Annotated in this window: 17 protein-coding genes; 10 read left to right on the top strand and 7 right to left on the bottom strand. The window is 67.5% G+C overall.

All coding sequences use genetic code 11. From position 1 onward, the window contains the following. Window position 1 precedes the first annotated feature (1 nt). Window positions 2–838 (bottom strand): class I SAM-dependent methyltransferase, encoded by an 837-nt coding sequence (locus ON33_RS07680; protein WP_040856896.1) that lies wholly within the window; start codon window positions 836–838, stop codon window positions 2–4. A gap of 126 nt (window positions 839–964) precedes the next feature. Between ON33_RS07680 and ON33_RS07675 the strand changes: the two genes are divergently transcribed. The 5 genes from ON33_RS07675 (at window position 965) to ON33_RS07655 (ending at window position 7,844) form a co-directional block, all read left to right on the top strand. Further along, window positions 965–1,666: an alpha/beta fold hydrolase gene (locus tag ON33_RS07675; protein WP_040856894.1), complete on the top strand. Its 702-nt coding sequence runs from the start codon at window positions 965–967 to the stop codon at window positions 1,664–1,666. A 304-nt stretch (window positions 1,667–1,970) separates the two neighbouring features. Beyond that, entirely contained in the window at window positions 1,971–2,801 is an 831-nt protein-coding gene (locus ON33_RS07670) for an LppX_LprAFG lipoprotein (protein WP_040856892.1), read from the top strand. A gap of 274 nt (window positions 2,802–3,075) precedes the next feature. Then, a complete protein-coding gene (locus ON33_RS07665) occupies window positions 3,076–4,584 on the top strand; it encodes a fatty acid desaturase (RefSeq protein WP_083868701.1) in 1,509 nt (502 codons plus the stop codon). Window positions 4,585–4,744: 160 nt separating this feature from the next. Next, a complete protein-coding gene (locus ON33_RS07660; RefSeq protein WP_051151780.1) occupies window positions 4,745–5,884 on the top strand; it encodes a type III polyketide synthase in 1,140 nt (379 codons plus the stop codon). A gap of 37 nt (window positions 5,885–5,921) precedes the next feature. Next, on the top strand, window positions 5,922–7,844 hold the full coding sequence (locus ON33_RS07655; protein ID WP_051151756.1) for an ATP-binding cassette domain-containing protein: 1,923 nt from the start codon (window positions 5,922–5,924) through the stop codon (window positions 7,842–7,844). 65 nt (window positions 7,845–7,909) lie between these two features. On the opposite strand, the gene ON33_RS07650 is transcribed toward ON33_RS07655, so the two are convergent. Then, window positions 7,910–8,281, bottom strand: coding sequence for a RidA family protein (locus ON33_RS07650; RefSeq protein WP_373281019.1), 372 nt, complete (start codon window positions 8,279–8,281; stop codon window positions 7,910–7,912). A gap of 196 nt (window positions 8,282–8,477) precedes the next feature. Here ON33_RS07650 and ON33_RS41010 point away from each other — a divergent pair, with 196 nt between their 5' ends. Beyond that, entirely contained in the window at window positions 8,478–8,624 is a 147-nt protein-coding gene (locus ON33_RS41010; RefSeq protein WP_157184445.1) for a hypothetical protein, read from the top strand. Window positions 8,625–8,669: 45 nt separating this feature from the next. Here ON33_RS41010 and uvrA read toward each other — a convergent pair whose 3' ends face one another. Continuing rightward, window positions 8,670–11,669: an excinuclease ABC subunit UvrA gene (uvrA, locus tag ON33_RS07645; protein ID WP_051151755.1), complete on the bottom strand. Its 3,000-nt coding sequence runs from the start codon at window positions 11,667–11,669 to the stop codon at window positions 8,670–8,672. A gap of 207 nt (window positions 11,670–11,876) precedes the next feature. After that, window positions 11,877–12,704 carry a sigma 54 modulation/S30EA ribosomal C-terminal domain-containing protein gene (locus ON33_RS07640; protein WP_063710955.1) on the bottom strand — a complete coding sequence of 276 codons (828 nt, stop codon included), beginning with the start codon at window positions 12,702–12,704 and terminating at the stop codon, window positions 11,877–11,879. A gap of 244 nt (window positions 12,705–12,948) precedes the next feature. Here ON33_RS07640 and ON33_RS07635 point away from each other — a divergent pair, with 244 nt between their 5' ends. Beyond that, entirely contained in the window at window positions 12,949–13,596 is a 648-nt protein-coding gene (locus ON33_RS07635; RefSeq protein WP_040857073.1) for a response regulator transcription factor, read from the top strand. A gap of 72 nt (window positions 13,597–13,668) precedes the next feature. Further along, entirely contained in the window at window positions 13,669–15,399 is a 1,731-nt protein-coding gene (locus ON33_RS07630; RefSeq protein WP_040856886.1) for a sensor histidine kinase, read from the top strand. Between the two features lie 10 nt (window positions 15,400–15,409). Here the strand turns inward: ON33_RS07630 and ON33_RS07625 are convergent, their stop codons facing one another. Continuing rightward, window positions 15,410–16,555 (bottom strand): beta-ketoacyl synthase N-terminal-like domain-containing protein, encoded by a 1,146-nt coding sequence (locus ON33_RS07625; RefSeq protein ID WP_040856884.1) that lies wholly within the window; start codon window positions 16,553–16,555, stop codon window positions 15,410–15,412. Window positions 16,556–16,779: 224 nt separating this feature from the next. Between ON33_RS07625 and ON33_RS07620 the strand changes: the two genes are divergently transcribed. Then, a complete protein-coding gene (locus tag ON33_RS07620; RefSeq protein ID WP_306307508.1) occupies window positions 16,780–18,114 on the top strand; it encodes a diguanylate cyclase domain-containing protein in 1,335 nt (444 codons plus the stop codon). Window positions 18,115–18,275: 161 nt separating this feature from the next. After that, a complete protein-coding gene (locus ON33_RS07615) occupies window positions 18,276–20,597 on the top strand; it encodes a HelD family protein (protein ID WP_040857069.1) in 2,322 nt (773 codons plus the stop codon). A 109-nt stretch (window positions 20,598–20,706) separates the two neighbouring features. Here ON33_RS07615 and ON33_RS07610 read toward each other — a convergent pair whose 3' ends face one another. Then, complete coding sequence (locus ON33_RS07610; protein WP_040856882.1) at window positions 20,707–21,159, bottom strand: universal stress protein; 453 nt, start codon at window positions 21,157–21,159, stop codon at window positions 20,707–20,709. A 354-nt stretch (window positions 21,160–21,513) separates the two neighbouring features. Continuing rightward, window positions 21,514–21,930 (bottom strand): DoxX family protein, encoded by a 417-nt coding sequence (locus ON33_RS07605; RefSeq protein ID WP_040856880.1) that lies wholly within the window; start codon window positions 21,928–21,930, stop codon window positions 21,514–21,516. Between the last annotated feature and the right edge of the window lie 37 nt (window positions 21,931–21,967).

The raw sequence follows: 21,967 nt of genomic DNA, 5'->3' as shown, positions 1-21,967 counted from the left end.
TTTACGGTAGCGGGGTCGTCGCGGTGACGAGGTAGGCCGAGTTGGGGAGGCGGACGCCGCCGGGGGTGGCGAAGGGGGCCAGGGCGTTCGCGATGGCGGTGCGGACCGCGTCGTCGGTGGCGAAGCCGGCCAGGGAACGGTGGTAGCGCAGTGGGCCCCACTCGATGATGAAATCGGCGGCGTCGTCGATGTCGCGGCCCCAGATGCCCTCGGCCTCACGATATTCGACGTCGATGTCGCGGAAACCGGCGGCGGCCAGCAGGTCCCGGATGGTATCGGGGTCGGCGAGCGGGCCGTGAGTGTGGGTGATCTCGAAGTCGGCGAGATGCTGTGCGGCGGCGCTGAATACGGCGCCCAGATCGGTGCCGGGCATGGGCGGCATGGTGACGAAGGCCAGGCGGCCACCGGGGCGGAGGGCACGGGCGATATTCGCGAAGGCGGCCACCGGGTCGGCGAAGAACATGATGCCGAAGCGACTGAGAGCGACGTCGAAAGCGTTGTCGGGGAACGGGAAAACCTGGGCGTCGCCCTGGGTGAAGGTGACGTTGGCGACGGCCTCGTTCGCCGCGAGGATGCGGGCGCGGCCGAGCATCGGGCCGGACAGGTCGACGCCGGTGGCGGAGCCGGTGCCGGAGCGGCGGGCGGCGGCGCGAGTCAATTGGCCATTGCCGCAACCGATGTCGAGAACATGGTCGCCGTCGGTGATACGTGCGGCGGACAGCAGGGGTTGGTTGAAGCCGTGGTTCACCGCGTCGTAGCGGTCATGGTTGCCGGCCCAGTGTTCGCCCTCGTAGCCGTTCCAGGCATCGGACTGGGCGAGATTGACGATTTCGGTCATGATCGACTCCTATTATGAACGAATGTTCATGAACGTGCGTTCATAATGCGCCCCATTGTGCGTTGCCGTCAAGAGCCCAGGGGTACATGGGTTTCGACTGTCGGTGGGCTGTGCAATCCTCGGGACATGGCACGGATACTGCTGGTTCCCGGCTTCTGGCTGGGCGCCTGGGCGTGGGAGGAAGTGGCCGGGCAGTTGCGGTCACTCGGGGACGAGGTCGAGGCGCTGACCCTGCCGGGCCTGGATCCGGCGGACCCGCAGCGGCTCTCGGCAACCCTGGAGACACAGGCGCGCGCGATCGTGGCGGCGGCCGGCGAGGGCGATGTCCTCGTCGCCCATTCGGGCGGTGGCGCGGCCGGGTACATGGCGACAGATCTGGCGCCGGAACTCTTTTCGCGCGTCGTCTACGCAGACAGCGCGCCCATGCCGGACGGGTTCGTCCTCAATCCCGCCCTGGGCGACGCGGCGGAGTTTCCGATCCCGGACACCTGGGCAGAGGTGGAGGCGATGGGCAACAGCCTGGCCGGCCTGGACGAGGCGATGCTGGCGCGCTTCCGCGAGCGGGCGGTGCCGGTCCCGGCCGGGGTGGCGGGACGCCCGGTCACGCTCTCCGATTCGGTTGCGCGACTCGAGGTTCCGACCACCGTAATCTGTTGCAGCTTCCCCTCGGAGGTGGTCCGGCAGCTCCGTGACGCCGGCGAGCCGCCGCTGTTCCGGGAGCTACGCAACCTCGACGCGGAGTACCTGGATCTGCCGACCGGGCACTGGCCGATGTGGTCGAAGCCCGCAGAACTGGCGGAGCTGATCCACGCGGCAGCGCGCCGCTGAAACCCGCAGCGACCGAGCGGCAAATACCCAGCGACGGAACGCCTACGAATTGGCGGCCACTCGGCTTGCTCTCAGCTCAGCGAAGCCGTTAACACTCGCCGCCACGTGGGACATTCCTGAGTTGCAGGCGAATCGCCTGCGCGGCTGGATGATCAAAAGCTTTGGCATCACGAAGGTGGTGCTGGTTGGATGCCGGAGTATCGCCCGCGTTCGACGCGAACGGGGGCGAAGTCCTGCATACTACGACGGACAGCGGCAAGGCTGTCCTCACCACGAGATCGAATGGACTCTTCGGGGGTTGTACATGAATGAACTGATGTCCCACGGCAAGCGCGCGTCCGGACGCCGCGTCCGGAACACCGTCCTACCCATCGTGATCGCCGCCGCGGCGGCCGCCGCGCTGGTGTCGGGCTGCTCCTCGTCCTCCAGCTCGGACAGCAAGGCCACCACCTCGCAGGCGGCCCCGCCGTCGCAGCTGCCCGACGGCGCGCAGATCGTCGCCGAGTCGTCCAAGACCACCCAGACCCTGCAGTCGGTGCACGTGGTGATGGATGTGAAGAACCTCCCGACCCTCCCGGTCGAGAGCCTCAAGGCCGACGTCACCAACCAGCCGCAGGGCCAGGGCCAGGCCATCGGTGAGGCCAAGGTCAAGGTCAAGCCGGACGCCGACTTCACCGACACCAAGTTCATGGTCGTCGACAAGACCCTCTACACGGGCGACGGTAGCAAGTACTCGCCCGTCGGCCCCGCCGAGAAGGTCTACGACCCGGGCGTTCTCCTGGACAAGGACAAGGGCCTGGCCTTCGCCATCGGCCAGGTCAAGGACGCGAAGGCCGTGGACCGCGAGAAGATCGACGGCGTCGACGTCGTGAAGGTCACCGGCACCATCGACGCCGCGACCTTCGACCCGATCGTCCCGCAGATCGGCAAGGACGGCGGCTCCTTCCCGATCACCCTGTACATCAAGGACGTTGCCCCGCCGAGCGGCTCGGGCACCACGCTGCCGTCCACCGCCGCCTCGCCGGGCACCGGACCCAACCTGGTGCGCGCCGTGGTGACCAAGGACGCGGGCACCGTCACGGTTACCCTGTCCGACTGGGCGAAGCCGGTGCACGTCACCAAGCCCGGCAGCTGATCACGCGTACCCCTGTCATGTGAGTTCGGAGCCGGTTCGGGAAAAAGCAACGGCGGCAACGGCTGTCGTCCGCCTACCCCGGACCGGCTTTCGCATTTCAGCGCACGGTTCGAAATGCCATTGCTCACAACGAATTCCAGCTCATCCGCGAGCTGGTTGGTCCGCAGCTAACCAAGGCTGCACTGCTTAAGAGATTGTTCAGTGAAATGCAAGGCGCGGCACCGACGATTTCGTCTGAAAGTTCAAACGTCGTGCCTGCGTGTGGAGGGATGCTATGACGATCGAACGACCCGAGGCCGAGCCGATCGACCGCACGGAAGCCGAAGCGACGATCGAAGGCCAAGAGCCTGAAGGCGAGTTCCGCCGGCCCCCGCTCGACGGCCCGCCGCCGGTGTCGAATGTCTGGGTCTACAACGGCAAAGCCTACGACCTCAGCGACTGGATTTCCAAGCATCCGGGCGGTGAGTTCTTCATCGGCCGGACCAAGAATCGCGACATCACCTCGATCGTCGGTTCGTACCACAAGAATCCGGAGGCCATCGGCCGCATCCTGAAGAAGTACGCGCTGGATCGCGACGCCCTGCCCGAGGACATCCACCCCAAGGCCAACGCGCCCGCCTTCCTCTTCAACGAGGGCTTCGACAGCTGGCGCGACACCCCGAAGTTCACCTTCGACAACAAGGACGACCTGCTACACCAGGTGAAGGCGCGGCTCAAGGAACCCGAGCTGGCCGCCCGTATCCGGCGCATGGACACCTACTTCAACATCGTGGTGGCCACGCTGGCGGTGCTGTACTTCGCGGTGCAGGGCCTGCGGCTGTTCGAGCGCAGCTGGATGCCGCTGCCGGTGTTCGTGATAGCCATGGTGCTGCTGCGCAGCTCGCTGGCCGGCTTCGGGCACTACGCCATCCACCGCGCCCAGAAGGGCATGAACAAGATCTACACGAACGCCTTCGACTTCAATTACGTCGCACTGGCTTTCGTGACCGCGGATGGCCACGCGCTGCTGCACCACCCGCACACCCAGAGTGAAGTCGACATCAAGAAGAACGTCTTCACCATGATGATGCGGATCCCGCGGCTGTACCGGGTGCCGATCCACACCCTGCACAAGTTCGGTCACACCATCACCGGCATGACCATCCGCCTGCTCGACGTCTGCCGCCTCACCCGCAAGGTGGGCATCAAGGACATGTACGGCACCTGGGGCGGCGCGCTGCCGCACTTCATCGGTTCCTTCGGCGTGCGGTTCCTGCTGCTGGGCGAGCTGATCGTGTTCACCGTGATGGGCGACTTCTGGGCCTGGGCACTGCAATTCGTGATCACGCTGTGGATCTCCACCTTCCTGGTGGTGGCCAGCCACGACTTCGAATTGGAGACCGAGGAGATCGAGTCGAACTCCGAGGACTGGGGCGTCAACCAGATCGAGCAGGCCTACGACCTCAAGGTGGTCGGCAACCGCTACGTCGACTGCTTCCTGTCCGCGGGCCTGAGCTCACACCGGGTCCATCACGTATTGCCCTACCAGCGCAGTGGTTTCGCGAACATCGCGACCGAGGACGTGCTGCGCGAGGAGTCCGCGAAGTTCGGGGTGGAGTGGCTGCCGGCCAAGAGCTTCTTCACCGACCGCTTCCCCAAGCAGATCCGCACCTACATTCTCGCGCCGTCCGACGACGCGGTGGAGCGCAAGTGGGGGTTCGTCAAGGAGCACTTCTCACCACTTGCCCTGAAGACCTGCGCCGTCTACACGGTTCAGGGCTTCACCGGAATCGGAACCGTCTGAACCGATTCCATACCGCGGTGCGTTCGCACATGCGCCGGCCGCACCGCGGGTCGTCATCTCGAAACGAGGGGAGTATTTCGTGTCTATCACCATCGATGAAGAGGGCGCCCGCCCTTCGGCGGCTGCCCGGCTCGCGGGGGGCGAGCACGGTCCGGCCTTCCTGCACCGGGAAGGCTTCGCACCGGCCCCACTGCCGCCGACCCCGCCGACCGCCGTCGGCGTGATCGAGTCCATCGCGACCGGTTCGCCGGCCCGGATCTTCTCGCAGGCCGACGCCGCCGCCCAGGTGGCGGGACTGTTCGCCGATCCGGTGCAGCAGGCCCGGATCCCGCGGATCTACCAGAAGACCCGCATCACCACCCGCCACCTCGCGGTGGACCCGGTCGACCCCGAATTCCTGTCCTACAGCAAGGAAGTCGGCACCATCCGGGACCGGATGAACACCTTCTACGAGCACGCGGTGCCGTTGGCCGTGGACGTGGCCGGACGCGCCATCGCCCATCTGGAGGACCCGGCCTCGGAGATCGGCATGCTGGTCTTCGCCACCAGCACCGGGTTCATCGCGCCCGGCGTGGACGTGGCCGTGGTCAAGCAGCTGGGCCTGTCCCCCGCCGTCAACCGCGTCATCGTGAACTTCATGGGCTGCGCCGCGGCCATGAACTCCGTGCGCGCCGCGGTGGATTACGTCCGGGCGCACCCGGACAAGAAGGCACTGGTCGTCTGCATCGAACTCAGCTCGGTGAACGCCGTGTTCGACGACAACATCAACGATGTCATCATCCACAGCCTCTTCGGCGACGGCTGCGGCGCGGTGGTCATCGGCGCCAGCCAGCCGCAGCAGCCGCTGCCCGCCGGCGCGGTCGTCATCCGCGACAGCTTCAGCTACCTGTTCGACGACGCGGAGGACGGAATCGTCCTGGGCGTCAACGACAATGGCATCACCTGCGAGCTGTCGGAGAACCTGCCGCAGTACATTCTGCGCGGGGTGGACCCGGTGGTGACCGGCGTGCTGGAGCGCAACGGCCTGACCAAGACCGACGTCGACCTGTGGGCGATCCACCCGGGTGGCCCGAAGATCATCGAGGAATCGGTGCGCTCGCTCGGCATCGGCTCCGAGCAGGCGGCGACCAGCTGGGACGTGCTCGCCGAGTACGGCAACATGCTCAGCGTCTCACTGATCTTCGTGCTCGAGCAGATGATCGCGCAGCAGGCCACGCAGCCGATCTCGACCGGTGTGGCGTTCTCCTTCGCACCGGGCGTCACCCTCGAAGGCGTCGTCTTCGACATCATCCGCCCCTGACCGGGCATCAGTTTTTCGTCCAGAGAGCCCAGCAGCCATGCAACTCTTCAGATTCCTCATCTCCATCTCGTGGATGCGGATCGCCGGCGTCATCGCCTCCGGTCTGGTCTGCGGTGCGGCCAATACCTACCTGGTGACATTGATTCGGGGAGTGGTGTCACCGGAACCGCATCCGGGCGTCACGGTCCAGGCGTTCGTCGCGACCGCGCTGATCATCCTGATCAGCGGCGTGATCTCGCAGGTGCTGCTGATCCGGCTCGCGCAGGAGGCCATCTACCGCCTGCGCGCGGACCTGAGCGCCCGCATCGTGTCCGCGCCGCTCGAACACCTCGAGCGGCTCGGGCAGCACCGCCTCATCGCGACCCTGACCGAGGACGTGCGGTCACTGTCACAGGCGGTCACCGCTATTCCGAGCATCTGCATCGACCTGGCGACCATCATCGGCTGCTTCGTGTTCCTCGCGATCGTGTCCGGCCCGATCTTCGCCACCACCGTCGCGGGCACCCTGCTCGGAATCGCCTGTGTCGAAACGGTTCTCAAGAAGGTGCGACACCTGTACCAGGACGCCCGCGAGAACGAGGACGGCCTGCTGCGGTCCTTCCAGGAGGTGTCGCTCGGCATCAAGGAGCTGAAGCTGCACCGCGGGCGGCGACGCGACTTCATGGACCGGCAGCTGCTCGGCTCGGCCGAGAAGCTGCGGGTGCAGAACGTCGACGCCGGCTCGAAGTTCACCTTCGCCCAGGGCTTCGGCCAGCTGCTGCAGCTGGGCACCATGGCCCTGATCCTGTTCGGCCTGGCGCGGGCGCTGGACCTGCCGCAGAACGTCATGGTCGGCTATGTCCTGGTCACTACGTTCCTCTCGATGCCCATGCAGAACTTCATGCACCGCATTCCCGACCTGCTGCGCGGCGATGTGGCGCTGGCCAAGATTCGCTCGCTGAACCTGTCCATCCAGACCGCGCACGACGAATCGACGCTGCCCTACACCGAGCGGCCCGCCGCCACGGCAGCGCGGCTGGAGCTCAATGACGTCAGCTACAACTATCTGACCGAAGCGCCGCCGGCGTTCCCGCCCGTACCGGGTGGACCGCCGCCGGGCACCGGACCTCACCCGGGTGGCGGTGCGCGGCCGCACCCGGGCGGGGGCCAGCGCCCCGGCGCACCCGGCGCGCCCACGGGCGGACGGCCCGGAGCGCATCCGGGTGGACGACCCGCCGGCCCGCCGCCCGGCCACGGCCCGCGCGGGACCGATCGGCCGGATGTCAACGGCCACCGGTTCATCGACCACGGCGGCCACCCCGTCCCGGTGGGCGCGCCCATGGCCCCGCCCCAGGCCGACGGGTCGGGCTTCCACCTCGGACCGCTGGACCTGACCTTCTCGCCCGGCCAGATCAGCTTCATCGTGGGCGGCAACGGCAGCGGCAAATCGACGCTGGCCAAGCTGATCACGGGCCTCTACGTCCCGCAGCACGGCCACCTGTCGCTCAATGGCGAGACGATCGACCACGAGAACATCGAGTGGTTCCGGCAGAACTCGTCGGCGGTCTTCACCGACTTCCACCTGTTCGAGGACTACCTGGGCTTCGACGAGGGCGTCGACGACGAGGTCCGGAAGTACCTGAAGGAACTGCAGATCGATCACAAGGTCACCGTGGAGAACGGCCGGCTGTCGACGATCGCGCTGTCCCAGGGGCAGCGGAAGCGCCTGGCGCTGTTGACCGCACTACTCGAGGATCGCCCGATCTACATGTTCGACGAGTGGGCCGCGGATCAGGAACCCAAGTTCCGCGACGTCTTCTATCGGGAGATCCTGGTGAAGCTCAAGGAACGCGGCAAGACCGTCATCGTGATCACCCACGACGACCGGTACTTCGACTGCGCCGACCAGATCGTGAAACTCGACTTCGGCCGCATCGCCGAGGTCAAGGAACTCAGCCCGCCGCTCGCGACCGCGGAGTAACAGCTCGGTAACCACGAAATACGAAGGCCCCGTACCGATTCCGGTGCGGGGCCTTTCGGCTGCGCTCAGCCGTCGATCTCCACTTCCGCGGCGACGGTGACGCAGTAGCCGAGCGGCAGCGTGGTGAAGCCGACGGCCGTACGGGCGTGCCGGCCGATCTCGGCGCCGAAGACCTCGAGGATGACATCGGAGAAGCCGTTGATGACGGTGGTCGTGCCCGCGAAGCCGTGATCGGCGTTCACCATGCCATTGACCATGAGCCACGCCGAGATCCGATCCAGATCACCGAGCTCGACCTCCAGGGCGGCGATCATCGCCAGCGCCGCACCGCGCGCGGATTCGCTCGCCTCGGCCGGTGACACGACACTCGGCACCTTGCCGAACGGCCCGGCGGCTCGACCATCCGCGGTCAGCGCACCGTGCCCGGACACCAGCACGCGACGCCCCGAAACCCGAACCCACGCAAACGGAACATTCAGACCGGGCGGTGGCTTCACAACCGGTGGCAACCGGATCCCCAACTCCGCCAACCGATCCGCCACAACACCCATGACCAGCCCTTCCGCTTTCTGAACAATGGCATTCCGTTCGCGCCGCTATTTTGAGAATGGGAATCGGCACAGGAGGATCGTCATGGAGTTCAACCGCGAGGACTTCCGCCTCGAGAACCCGCATTTCGACTTCGACAATGCCGTCGATGCGTCAGCGGTCCCGAAGCTGCCAACCTGCGACGAACCGACGGGCCCGAAACGTCAATTCGACGGCGCACCGCCCGCATGACGGTGGCCTCACAGCCATGCGGTGGGGCCACCGCGAATCTCGGTGTCAGCGCAAGGCGGCGGCCTTGCGGCGGGCGGCGGCGGCCTTCTTGGCGGCGGTGGCCTGGGCGTCGGTCTTCGGGGCGGCCTTCTTGGCGGGGGCCTTCTTCGCTGCCTTCTTGGCCGGTTTCGGTTCGGCGAGGGAGGCGGGCTGGGCGGCGAGAACGTGCTTCAGGAACTGACCGGTGTAGCTTTCCGGAACGGCCGCAATGTCTTCCGGCGGACCCTGGGCGATGACGGTGCCGCCGCCGGAGCCGCCCTCGGGGCCCATGTCGATGACCCAGTCCGAGGTCTTGATGACATCGAGGTTGTGCTCGATGACGATGACCGTATTGCCCTTGTCGACCAGGCCATTGATGACGGACAGCAGCTTGCGGATGTCTTCGAAGTGCAGACCCGTGGTCGGCTCGTCGAGAATGTAGATGGTGCGGCCGGTGGAACGCTTCTGCAGTTCGGCGGCCAGCTTGACGCGCTGCGCCTCACCACCGGACAGCGTCGGCGCCGACTGACCCAGGCGTACATAGCCGAGACCGACGTCCACCAGGGTCTTGAGATAGCGGTGGATCGAGGTCACCGGCTCGAAGAACTCCGCGGCCTCCTCGATTGGCATGTCCAGCACCTCGGCGATGGTCTTGCCCTTGTAGTGCACCTCGAGGGTCTCGCGGTTGTAGCGCGCACCGTGACACACCTCGCACGGGACGTACACGTCCGGGAGGAAGTTCATTTCGATCTTCAGCGTGCCGTCACCCGAGCACGCCTCGCAGCGGCCGCCCTTCACGTTGAAGGAGAACCGGCCGGGCTGGTAACCGCGCACCTTGGCCTCGGTCGTGGCCGCGAACAGGGTGCGGATCTTGTCGAAAACGCCTGTGTACGTTGCTGGATTCGAGCGCGGCGTGCGACCGATCGGCGACTGGTCGACCTGGACCAGCTTGTCCAGATGGTCGAGACCGTTCACTCGCGTGTGGCGGCCCGGCACCTGGCGCGCACCGTTCAGCTTGTTCTGGAGGACGGTCGCCAGAATGTCGTTGACCAGCGTGGACTTACCCGAACCCGAGACGCCGGTGATCGCGGTCAACACGCCGAGCGGGAAGCTCACGTCGATATCCCGGAGATTGTGCTCGACCGCGCCGACCACCGTGAGCTGCTTCTTCTTGTCGATCGGCCGGCGCACCAGCGGCACCTCGATCTGCTCGCGGCCGGAAAGGTAAGCGCCTGTGAGCGATCCCTTGTCCTTCAGCAGGCCCTCGTACGGACCCGAGTAGACCACCTGGCCGCCGTGCTCACCGGCCAGCGGGCCGATGTCGACCACCCAGTCCGAGGCGTGAATGGTGTCCTCGTCGTGCTCGACCACGATGAGGGTATTGCCGAGACTCTTGAGGCGCGTGAGGGTTTCGATGAGCCGGCGATTGTCCCGCTGGTGCAGGCCGATGGACGGCTCGTCCAGCACGTACAGCACGCCCACCAGGCCGGACCCGATCTGGGTGGCCAGCCGGATACGCTGCGCCTCACCGCCGGACAGCGTGGCCGCGGCCCGCGACAGCGTCAGATACTGCAGGCCGACATCGAGCAGGAAGCCCAGGCGCGCCTGGATCTCCTTGATCACCTGCGCGGCGATGGCCGCCTGCCGATCGTCGAGGGTCAGCGTATTGAGGAACTTCGCCGCGTCCCCGATCGACAGATCCGACAGATCCGCAATGGATTTCTGTTCCGGACCCGCCGACAGCGTGACCGCCAGAATCTCGGGCCGCAGTCGCGCGCCGCTGCACACCGGGCACGGGATGTCCCGCATGTACCCGTCGTAGTGCTCCTTCATCGCCTCCGACTCGGTAGCGTCCATGCGCCGCTGCAGGAACGGCATCACGCCCTCGAAATCGGCGTAGTACGAACGCTTCCGGCCGTAGCGGTTGGTGTAGGAGACGTGCACTTGCTCGGAGCTGCCCTCCAGCACGGCCTTCCGTGCCTTGAGCGGCAGCTGGCTCCACGGCGTGTCCATGGAGAAACCGATGGCCTCGGCCAGACCCGACAGCAGGCGGGTGAAGTACTCGGCGGTCTGCCCGCGCGACCACGGCGCGATCGCGCCGTCATTGAGGCTCAGATCCGGGTCCGGCACAACCAGATCCGGGTCGACCTCCTTGCGGATACCCAGACCGGTGCAGTCCGGGCAGGCGCCATAGGGCGAGTTGAAGGAGAACGACCGCGGTTCCAGATCCTCGATGTCCAGGGGGTGCCCGTTCGGGCAGGCCAGCCGCTCGGAGAAGCGCCGCTCCCGATCGTGGGCGTGCTCGTCACGCTCCACGAAGTCCAGCACCACGATGCCGTCGGCCAGCCGCAGCGCGGTCTCGATCGAATCGGTCAGGCGCTGTTTGGAGCTCGGCTTCACGGCGAGACGGTCCACGACCACCTCGACGTCGTGCTTCTCCTGCTTCTTCAGCTTGGGCGGATCGGTCAGCGGATACACCACGCCGTCGACTCGGACACGCGAATAGCCCTGCGAGTTCAGCGACTCGAACAGGTCCACGAATTCGCCCTTGCGGGTGCGCACCACGGGCGCGAGCACCTGGAACTTGGTGCCCTCCTGCATGGCCAGCACCTGGTCCACGATCTGCTGCGGCGTCTGCTTGGCGATCAGATGACCGCAGACCGGGCAGTGCGGGGTGCCCGCGCGCGCGAACAGCAGACGCAGATAGTCGTAGACCTCGGTGATGGTGCCGACCGTGGACCGCGGATTGCGGTTGGTCGACTTCTGGTCGATGGACACCGCCGGGGACAGACCCTCGATGAAATCCACATCCGGCTTGTCCATCTGCCCGAGGAACTGGCGCGCGTACGCGGACAGCGATTCCACGTACCGCCGCTGGCCCTCGGCGAAAATCGTGTCGAAGGCGAGCGACGACTTACCGGACCCGGACAGACCAGTGAAAACGATGAGACTGTCGCGAGGTAGGTCGAGATCGACCCCCTTGAGGTTGTGCTCCCGGGCTCCGCGCACCGTCAGGCGATCCGCCACTGGCCATCCTTCCAACGTTTCAGCATCCAGGCATACCCCCGACGCCATGCTAGGGGCACCCACCGACAAGTTCGTCTGCGCGTGCTGAAACGCTGGTCACTGTCCCCGCCTCCCTCCCCGCGCCTTCAGCGGCCGGCAGAGAGCCGTCGACCTGGCAACCCGTGCCGCCGGCTGGGTCCCGAACCGATTCCGGACGGACCCGCTGAGTTACCTTCGACTCACGAAATCAGTCGCCACCTCGGGCAATTTTGCGGGAAGCGTCCTGCGCCCACAGCTCGCGACGGCCCGGGGCTGCCGGCCGCGATCCCGGTCCCGATCGCGCGCGCGGTCCTCGGCGCCGACTGCGGCGACCAGGGCAAGATCGCCGTCGAAGCGGCGGTAGAGCAGCCGGCCCCGCCGGGTGTCGGCATCGGTGAAGAACAGATAGGGCAGCCCGCCCAGGCACAGCCGGGTCACCGCTTCGTCCTCCAGCAGGACCGGCACGCCGTCGCGTATCCGCCCGACGGTCCGCACTCCGAGCGGGCCGGTCCAGCAGACCACCGCCTCGGATCCGGTCCCGGCGTCGATGAACAGGTGCGCGTCATAGTCCATGGCATCGAGCACCCGCGCCGCCGCGGCGGGTGTGGCCACCTGTAGTCGGCAGTCCTTGCGCCGCACGATCGGCCGCGGCTCGGTCACCGCGGACAGTGAGGGCCGCGCGGGATCCGGCCAGGGCCTGGACAATTCGTCCGGCGGGCAGCCCAGCCGCAGATCCAGCCGCTCGAGCGCGAAGGTGACCGCGAACCGTCCCGGCCCGGCGACCTGAACTCGGAACGCCCTTCCCAGCGTCAGCACACTCGCCTGCACCAGGGTGGTCTCGTCCTCGGACTCAGGGCGGTGCAGGCGGGCCCGTACCGGCCCTTCCACCCCGTGGCGCCGCAGAATCCGGCCCAATCCGCGCACTACCCGGGTCACCTCCCCCGACGGGACGGACCCGTGCGTGGTCACTACGAAATCCGGATCGATTCCACTCGACCACACATCGAATGCGCCCATAGCCGACCCCGTTCTCCCTGCTCCGACCCGGCAACCCGCCTCCATGGCAACACACCCCGACCGACCCCGACAGTGCCGAAGGTCCCGAACCAGACGACTTTCAGGGAAAGTCCTCCGACAAAAGATCACCAGGTCGTCCGGCCGCCGGAAACTAGGGACCTTCGGCGGTATCGGCCTCTCCTGCCAGGCGATACGTTTGCCCGGTACCGTTCCGCGCGTCCGCGACCCGAGACTGGAGGCCGTCGTGATCAAAGTGTTCCTGGTCGACGATCACGAGATCGTCCGCCGCGGTCTCACCGACCTCCTGGAGGAGGATCCGGAACTGACCGTAGTCGGCGAGGCCGGCGATGTCGCCCAGGCGCTGGCCCGGATCCCTGCACTGCATCCCGACGTCGCGGTGCTCGACGTGCGCCTGCCCGACGGCAACGGCATCGAACTCTGCCGCGACCTGCTCGCCGACATCGACGACCTGCGCTGCCTGATCCTCACCTCCTACACCGACGAGCAGGCCATGATGGACGCCATCCTGGCCGGCGCCAGCGGCTACGTGGTCAAGGACATCAAGGGCATGGAACTGGCCAAGGCCATCAAGGAGGTCGGCGCGGGCCGCTCGCTGCTGGACAACCGCGCGGCCGCCGCGCTGATGGCCCGGCTGCGGCGCAGCACCGAATTCGACGGGCCCCTGGCCGGTTTGACCGATCAGGAACGCAAGCTGCTGGACCTGCTCGGCGACGGCCTCACCAACCGGCAGATCGCGGAACGGATGTTCCTGGCCGAGAAGACCGTCAAGAACTACGTGTCCCGGCTGCTGGCCAAGCTCGGTATGGAACGCCGCACCCAGGCCGCCGTCCTCGCCTCGAAATTGCGTACGGGACAGCCACGTTCGGCATGACAGCCATCCGGCAACCGCGGCCCGAATAGAATTTCGCTTGCCGTGTCGTATCCGCCGGACCGCAGGACAACCATGCACGACACACCCCGCACCGGCCCTTACTCGGTGCGTGAAACGCTGTCGCAGCTGCGATTACGCGAATTGCTCACCGAGGTCAAGGACCGCGTCGAGCAGATCATCGACGCCCGGGACCGCATCGACGGGCTGGTCGAGGCCATGCTCACGGTCACCTCCGGGCTCGATCTGGACCAGACCCTGAGCACCATCGTGCGCGCCGCCACCATCCTGGTCGACGCCCGCTTCGGGGCGCTCGCCGTGCGCGGGCGCGAACAACAGCCCAGGCAGTTCATCTTCCACGGCATCGACGAGCCGGCCCGGGTGCTGATCGGCGCGCTACCCGAGGGCCACGGCGTGCTCGGCCTCATGCTCGACAAACCCGAACCGCTGCGCCTGGACGATCTCGCGTGCCACCCCGCCGCGAGCGGATTCCCCGAACACCATCCGGTCATGCACACCTTCCTCGGCATGCCGGTGCGGATCCGCGGCGAGATCTTCGGGAACCTGTATCTCACCGAGAAATCCGGCGGGCACTCGTTCACCGAGGACGACGAGGTGCTGCTGCAGGCGCTGGCCGCCGCAGCCGGTATCGCCGTCGACAATGCCCGTCTCTACGAACAGGCGCGCACCCGCCAGGCCTGGATCGAGGCCACCCGCGACATCGCCACCGAATTCCTCGCCGACACCGAACCCAGCAAGGTGCTGGCCCACGTGGTCGAGCACGCGCGCGAACTCACCGCCTCTCAGCAAGCGGTGCTGGCCGTGGTCGCCGACCCGGACGAAGCGCCCGAGGACGTCACCGAACTCGTGGTGGCGCACTGGTCCGGCCCCGGCGAGCCGTCGGCCGGACACGCCGTGCGCGCGGTCGGCACCGCCGTCGGGCAGGCCCTCGCCACCCGCACCCCGCTGCGTTTCGATGACGCCCGCCACACGGACCTCGGCGCCCCGTTCACCGATATCGGCCCGGCCCTGGTGCTGCCGCTGCACACCCCCGATTCCACGCTCGGCGTGCTGATCACGCTGCGCACCGCCGAATCCGCGCCCTACACCGACGAATTGGTGGAGTTGATCGCCGCCTTCACCGACCAGGCCGCACTGGCCATGCAACTGGCGGTGGCACAGCGGCGCATGCACGAACTCGACATCCTCACCGACCGCGACCGCATCGCCCGCGACCTGCACGACCATGTCATCCAGCGGCTGTTCGCCATCGGACTCTCCCTGCAGGGCACGGTGCCGCGGGCCCGGGTTCCCGAGGTGCAGAAGCGACTCGCCGACGCCATCAACAATCTGCAGGACGTGGTGGAGGAGATCCGCACCTCCATCTTCGACCTGCACGGGGACGACGGGCACAGCACCCGGCTGCGCCAGCGCATCGAGCGCGCGGTCAAGCAGCAGACCACCGCCACCGATATCCGGGCGCTCATGCACATCACCGGCCCGCTGTCGGTGGTGGAGCCCGCCCTCGCCGATCACGCGGAAGCCGTGGTCCGCGAAGCGGTCTCGAACGCCGTCCGGCATTCCGGCGCCGACACCATCACCATCGAGATCGGCGTGGCCGACGATCTCACCATCATGGTGTCCGACAACGGCCGCGGCATTCCCGACGACGTCACCCCCAGCGGATTGACAGATCTGGCGCGGCGCGCGGAACAGTCGGGCGGCAGCCTGGCCGTATATCCCCGCCGCGATCCCAGCGGCGACGGGTCCGGCACCAAACTGCACTGGTCGGTTCCGCTGCACTGACCCGTTCCGGTCAGCCGACCGGGCCGAGCACCACCGCGGAGTTGTTGCCGCCCATGCCGAGCGCCGTCTTGACCGTGATGCCGTCGATGCCGGGCAGGACGCCGTCGACCAGGCGGGGATGCGCGGGCGCGACAATCGGGGCCGACACCAGCAGCCCGCGCTCGTAACCCAGTGCGGCGGCGGCCACTTCGACCCCGGCCGAGGCGGCCTGGCAGTGCCCGGCCAGCGGCTTGAGCGCCACCACCGCGGGGCGATCGTCGAAAAGCTCGGTCAGCAGCGCGGTTTCGGCGGCATCGCACTGGGCGGTGCCGGACCCGTGCGAGTTGAGGCAGGCGACCTCGTCGGGCCGCACGCCGGCGTCGGCCAGGGCGCGGCCCACGCAATCGAAGATCTGCTCGTAGGTCGGCTCCACGGAGATCACGTGGTGGCCGTCGTTGGACATGGCCCCGCCGAGCATCGCCGCGTACGGGTGCGCAGCGTCCCGGGTCGCCAGGAACGCCACCGATGCCTCGCCGAAACCGAAGCCGCGGCTGCCCTCCTGGAAGGGGCGGCAGGCGTCGAGGGGGTCGGTGTCGTCGATCGCCGCGCCCAGCGCCACGAACGGCTGCACCATCTCCGGAATCCCTGATATGTCGGTCGCCACCACCAGCACGTCGTCGGCGATGCCCTGGGCCAGCCACAACTGCGCGGTGATCAGAGCCGCATTCGCCGAGGAGCAGGCGGCGGTCACATTCATGGCCGGGCCGTGAAATCCGAACTCGCTCATCAGCATCGACACCGGGGTCGAGGGGAGTAATCGCAGGTAGTCGCGCGAGCGGCGCTGCCCGCCGTCGACGGTGTAGAAGTCCCGCCACTCGTAGGCGTTCCCGAGCACGATGGCGTGCAGCAGGCCGACCGTCCGGCCGGGTCGCCAGCCGCGCGCGCGGGCGTCGGCCACCGCCTCGCGCGCCGAGCCCAGGACCGCGCGCAGGTAGCGGCTGGGCGGTAAATCCGGATCGCCACCGTCCGGCACGCGGGCAACCCACCCCTGCCGATCCCGTTCCGGGCCGTACCCTGGATAGAGCCGGGCCGCCGGTTTGCCGGTCAGCAAACCCTCCCAGAGGGTTTCGCGGCCCCAGCCGTACCCGGTGACAGCGCCGATGCCGGCAAGGGTCATATGATCTTGATGCCGACCTGCGGCCATCGGGACGGGGATGGTGCCAGGCATTTGCATCGCTCCTCTCGGGCCGTTGCCCGTAATGATCACCACTCGCGGGCCGATGCTGTGGCGAACTGTGATTGATTCAATACGGTCGGCAAGGGGCACCAGCAAATTTTCAGATAACAGAATGGTGCCGTGCTCCAATGACGTATCGGAACGACGATCAGGGGGTGCGTGTAATGATGGGTAACGATCGGGCAAACAACCCGGGCGAGGCCGAACAACTGGCCCAGCGGTATCGGTCCCTGGTGGATTACAGCCCCGACGGGGTCGTGGTCCACGAGCGCGGCACCGTCGTCTACGCCAACCCGGCGATGCTGCGGCTCCTGGCGGCCGGAAATCCGGACGAGGTGATCGGGCAGCCGGTCACCAATTTCGTCGAACCGAGTTCCGTCTCCCCCATGCTCGACCGCATCCGGCGTCTCACCATCGCGGGCACCGCCTCCGACCCCACCGAGATGACCCTGGTGCGCTGCGACGGCGGCAGCGTCGACGTGGAGACCGTGTCGGTGCTCACCGCCTGGCACGAACATCTCGCCTATCAGGTGGTGGTGCACGACCTCACCCCGCAGCGCCGCGCCGAGGCCGCCCAACAGCGCGCCGAACAGTTCTTCACCGAGGTGGTGTCGCAGCTCGAGGAGGGGGTGGTGGTCATCGATCAGACGGGGCGCATCGAATCCGCCAATCCGGCCGCGCGCCGCATCTTCGGCTACGACACCGACGATCTCGTCGGCAGCCACATCTACGACATCCCGCTGTCCCTACTGGACGCGAATGCCCAGCCCATGCCCTCGTCCTGGTATCCGGTGATCCGCACCCTCGCCACCGGGGAGACGGTGACCCGCTTCGTGTTCGGCCTCGACCGGCCCGACGGGCAGCGGCGCTGGCTCTCGGCCAACAGCCGGCTGCTCAATCCCAGCGATCCGGGCTCGCCGGCCGTGTCGTCGTTCAACGACATCACCGAATTCCGGGCCAGCCGAAGGCAATTGGAGTACCAGGCCACCCACGATCCGCTCACCGGGCTGGCCAATCGGGCGCTGGTGCTGTCGCGGCTGTCGGCGGCGCTGGGCACGGTCGAGACCCTGCCGGTGTCGAGCGTGCTGTTCATCGACCTGGACGGGTTCAAGTCCATCAACGACACCCTCGGGCACGCGATCGGCGACACCGTGCTGCAGATCGTGGCGCAGCGGCTGCAGCGCGGGCTGCGGTCCGACGACATCGTGGGCCGGATCGGCGGGGACGAATTCCTGGTGCTGCTGTCCGGGCGCACCCTCGGCGGCGACCTCGACTCGCTCATCACGCGGCTGCGCCACACCATGGCCGAGCCGATCATCGCCCGCGGGCATCGCATCCAGGTCGACGCCTCCATCGGCGTGACGCACCTGCACACGAACGACACCCGCACCCCGGAGGCCGTCCTGCACGATGCCGACCTGGCCATGTACCGGGCCAAGCCGCCCAACCACCAGAACGGAACCCTGAGCCGGCGCAGCGACAGCACCCACGCCTCCTGAATCCGGCAGTTTCGGGTGTTGTTACCTGGCGGTACGGCGCGGGAGGGAATCGGGAACTAGACTCGACAACTCTGTTCTCGATGCTTCGCGCGCCGTACCCAACACGGCGGACGTGGTGAACAAGGAGTTCCGTTTTGCCCGACCTCACCGAGGAGCGTTCCGTGTCCGATTCCGCTAACGCGGCTTCCCCGGACCTGGAACGCGAGCAGCAGTACCTCACGAAGCTCTACGAACAGCTCGACGGCATGCGCGCCTACGCCCAGCGGCGGCTGCGCACCGTGCTGCTGGAGACCGGCGGCACGCCGCAGGCCCGCAGTGAACGCGAGTCGTTCACCCAGCTGTACTCCGAGGACCTCGCCAAGTACGACGCCGCGGAACACGGCCTATGCTTCGGCCGCATCGACATCGCCCCGGACCATGCCGGCGAGCCCGGGACTCACGCCGGCGATCCCGCGACGAACGGTGACAGCGAGCATCGCTACATCGGCCGCATCGGCATCCTCGACGAGAGCGCCGATTACGAGACGCTGCTGCTGGACTGGCGCGCCCCCATGGCCCGCCCCTTCTACCTCGCCACCACCGCGGCGCCCGACGGCGTGACCCGGCGGCGGCACATCCGCTCGCGCAATCGCAAGGTCACCGGAATCAACGACGAGTACCTGGACCTGGATGCCGCCCAGCGCGCCGGGGTGGTCGGCGGCGACGGCGGCGTGGGCAGCGAGAGCGCGCTGCTCGCCGCGCTCAATGCCGCCCGAACCGGGCACATGAACGACATCGTCGAGACCATCCAGAGCGAGCAGGACGCCATCATCCGCTCCGAGCACAAGAGCGTGCTGGTGGTGCAGGGCGGGCCCGGTACCGGCAAGACCGCGGTGGCGCTGCATCGCGCGGCCTACCTGCTGTACACCTACCGGCAGCAGTTGGACAAGGCCGGCGTGCTCATCATCGGCCCGAACTCCACCTTCCTCGACTACATCGGGCAGGTGCTGCCCTCGCTGGGTGAGACCGGCGTGCTGCTGTCCACCGTCGGCAACCTGTATCCGGGAGTGCAGGCGACGCTGGAGGATTCGCTGCGCGCCGGAGAGCTCAAGGGCTCGCTGGACATGCTCGAAGTGCTCAAGAAGGGCGTGCGGGATTGGCAGGAGGTGCCCCGGGAGCCGATCCGGCTCTACTTCGACGGGCATCAGCTGGAACTGGACCGCAAGATCGCCACCAAGGCCCGCGGCCGCGCCCGCTCCTCACGCCGCCCGCACAACCTGGCCCGGCCCATCTTCGCGGCCGCCGTCGTCGACGCGCTCACCGATCAGCTGGCCGCCGCCATCGGCTCGAATCCGCTGGGCGGGCGAAACCTGTTGAGCCAGACCGATCTCACCGAGATCCGCGACGAGATGCGGGCGGATCCGGAGATCCAGCGCGCCATCGCCGGACTGTGGCCCATCCTCACCCCGCAGGAGGTGCTGGGCGGCCTGTGGGCCGACCCCAAGCGCCTGGCCAATGCCGCCCCGCAGCTGAGCCACGCCGACCGGGCCGAGTTGCACCGGTCCGACAGCGGCGAATTCAGCGACGCGGACGCCCCGCTGCTGGACGAGCTGGCCGAACTGCTCGGCATCGACGACAGTGAGGAGCGCGAACGCGCCCGCCGCCGCTGGCGCGCTCAATTGGCCGAGGCCCAGGACGCCCTGGACATCCTGACCGGCTCCGCGCCCCAGGACCTCGAGGACGACCTGGACCCCGAACTGCTCATGGCCTACGACCTCATCGACGCCTCCCAGCTGGCCGAGCGCCAGCAGGTGCGCACCCGGCAGACCACCGCCGAGCGCGCCGCCGGCGACCGCACCTGGACCTACGGCCACGTCATCGTGGATGAGGCGCAGGAGCTTTCGGCCATGGCCTGGCGAATGGTCATGCGCCGCATCCCGAATCGCTGGATCACCGCAGTCGGCGATGTGGCCCAGACCGGTGACCCGGCGGGCGCCTCGTCCTGGCAGCAGGTGCTGGAACCCTATGTGGCCAAACGCTGGAAGCTCACCGAGCTGACGGTCAACTACCGCACCCCGTCGGAGATCATGGCGGTGGCGGGCGACGTACTGACCGCCATCGACCCGGCCGCGCCCGCGCCGCGCTCGGTCCGCGACTCCGGCTTCGCGCCGGCCGCGACCCGGGTCGCGGCCCCCGAGCTGGCCGACGAGATCAAGCGCCTGATCGCGGCGGAGGCCGAGCATCCCGGCACCGCCGCGGTCATCGTGCCGCACGACCTCGCCCCGGAACTGGCTCACCTGACCGATGATTCGGTGCGCGTGCTCACCGTCCACGACGTGAAGGGCCTGGAGTTCGACGCGGTCATCCTCGCCGAACCGCACCGGATCCTGGCCGAGTCGCCGCGCGGCCTGAACGACCTGTACGTGGCGCTGACCCGCGCCACCCAGCGGCTGGCGGTCGTGCACTCCGAGGACCTTCCGGAGGTCCTGCACCGGCTGCGCTGACCCCTGCGAACAGCGAAGCGGCCGAGCCCGATTGGGCCCGGCCGCTTCGTATGAACGCGGGTTCGGGGCCTGAGGCCCCGGGATTCCCGGGTGCGGGGCAGAGCCCCGCTCAGCGCACGGTGTGCACGATCAGCACGTCGCAGCGGCTCTTGCGGGCCACGTCCGACGGCACCGAACCGAGCAGGCGACCGGCAAAGGTGTTGAGGCCGCGGTTACCCACCACGAGCAGGTCGGCCTCCACCTCCTTGACCAGGTCCAGCAGGGATTCGACGGGCTCGCCGACGACGGCCTTCTCCACCACGTTCACCGCGCCGACGGCGATGGCCTTGTCCCGCGCGACGCGCAGGATCTCGCTGGTCGGCGCGGAGCCGCGCACCTGGTAGGCCTCGTCCTTCAGCACGTCCGCGGCGGCGGCCACATCACGGTCGTCGGTCGGGAAATACGCGCAGGCGATGTACAGCGTGGCGCCCTCGTCGCCGGCCAGAGCCGCGGCCCGCTCGACGGCGACGTACGACGAGTCCGAGCCATCGGTACCGACGACGATCGTCCGGTAGGCGGTCATTTCTCCTCCAAGTACAAGGGTCGGGGCCGCGGAATCCTCGACAGTGGGTTTTTCACCGCGGCAACTTCGCCTGACAATAGCGGCATAACCGGCGGAAATATTCGATATCGCAACACATCACACTTCCGTGGCGCGAACCGTCCGGGCACATTCCGGTTCCCGCCGCGAAACGACCTCGGCTACCAGCGAATTTCCGTAGCACCGCGACGTAGCCCACAATATGTCAACACTGTTGCGGCCCTGGGAGATTCGTCACAAGCCGATATCGCCTCGGACCGCGCAAGGGCCGTTCGTTGTGTGATGTCACAATCGGGCCGATCAATGACGCGCAATACTAACGAGCCCCGGATCGGATCAGAGGCTGAAAAGCGGTCCGGTGAGTGTCAATCCGAGATCCCCGCCGGTGTGGGCGAAGAAGGCGAACAGCATGAGCGCCGCGCCCGCGAGCGCGATGTCCTTGTTGAAGTGCACCATCTCGGTCTGCTTGGCCTCCGCGTCGGTCTCCTTCCAGAAGGCGTGCATGAGGAAGGCGGTCGGCACCAGGAAGACCAGTAGCAGCAAGGCGCCCAGGTCGGCCCAGACGCCCAGCAGCACGCTCAGCGAACCGGCGATCAGCAGGAGGCCCGACGCGGGCACCGCCAGGTTCGCCATGGGCACCCGTTTGAACTGCGCGTACTGCACCATCGCGGCACGCTGGGCGAAATGCCCGAAACCCGAGCTGAGGAACAGCAGCACGAACAGGATCCGTCCGATCAATACCAGCACGTCCATGGCCCGCTCCTTGAATGATCGATATTCCATTGGGTGA

Source organism: Nocardia niigatensis NBRC 100131, from assembly GCF_000308655.1.
Taxonomy (GTDB): Bacteria; Actinomycetota; Actinomycetes; order Mycobacteriales; family Mycobacteriaceae; genus Nocardia; species Nocardia niigatensis.
This window is presented reverse-complemented; position numbering and strand designations above follow the sequence as displayed.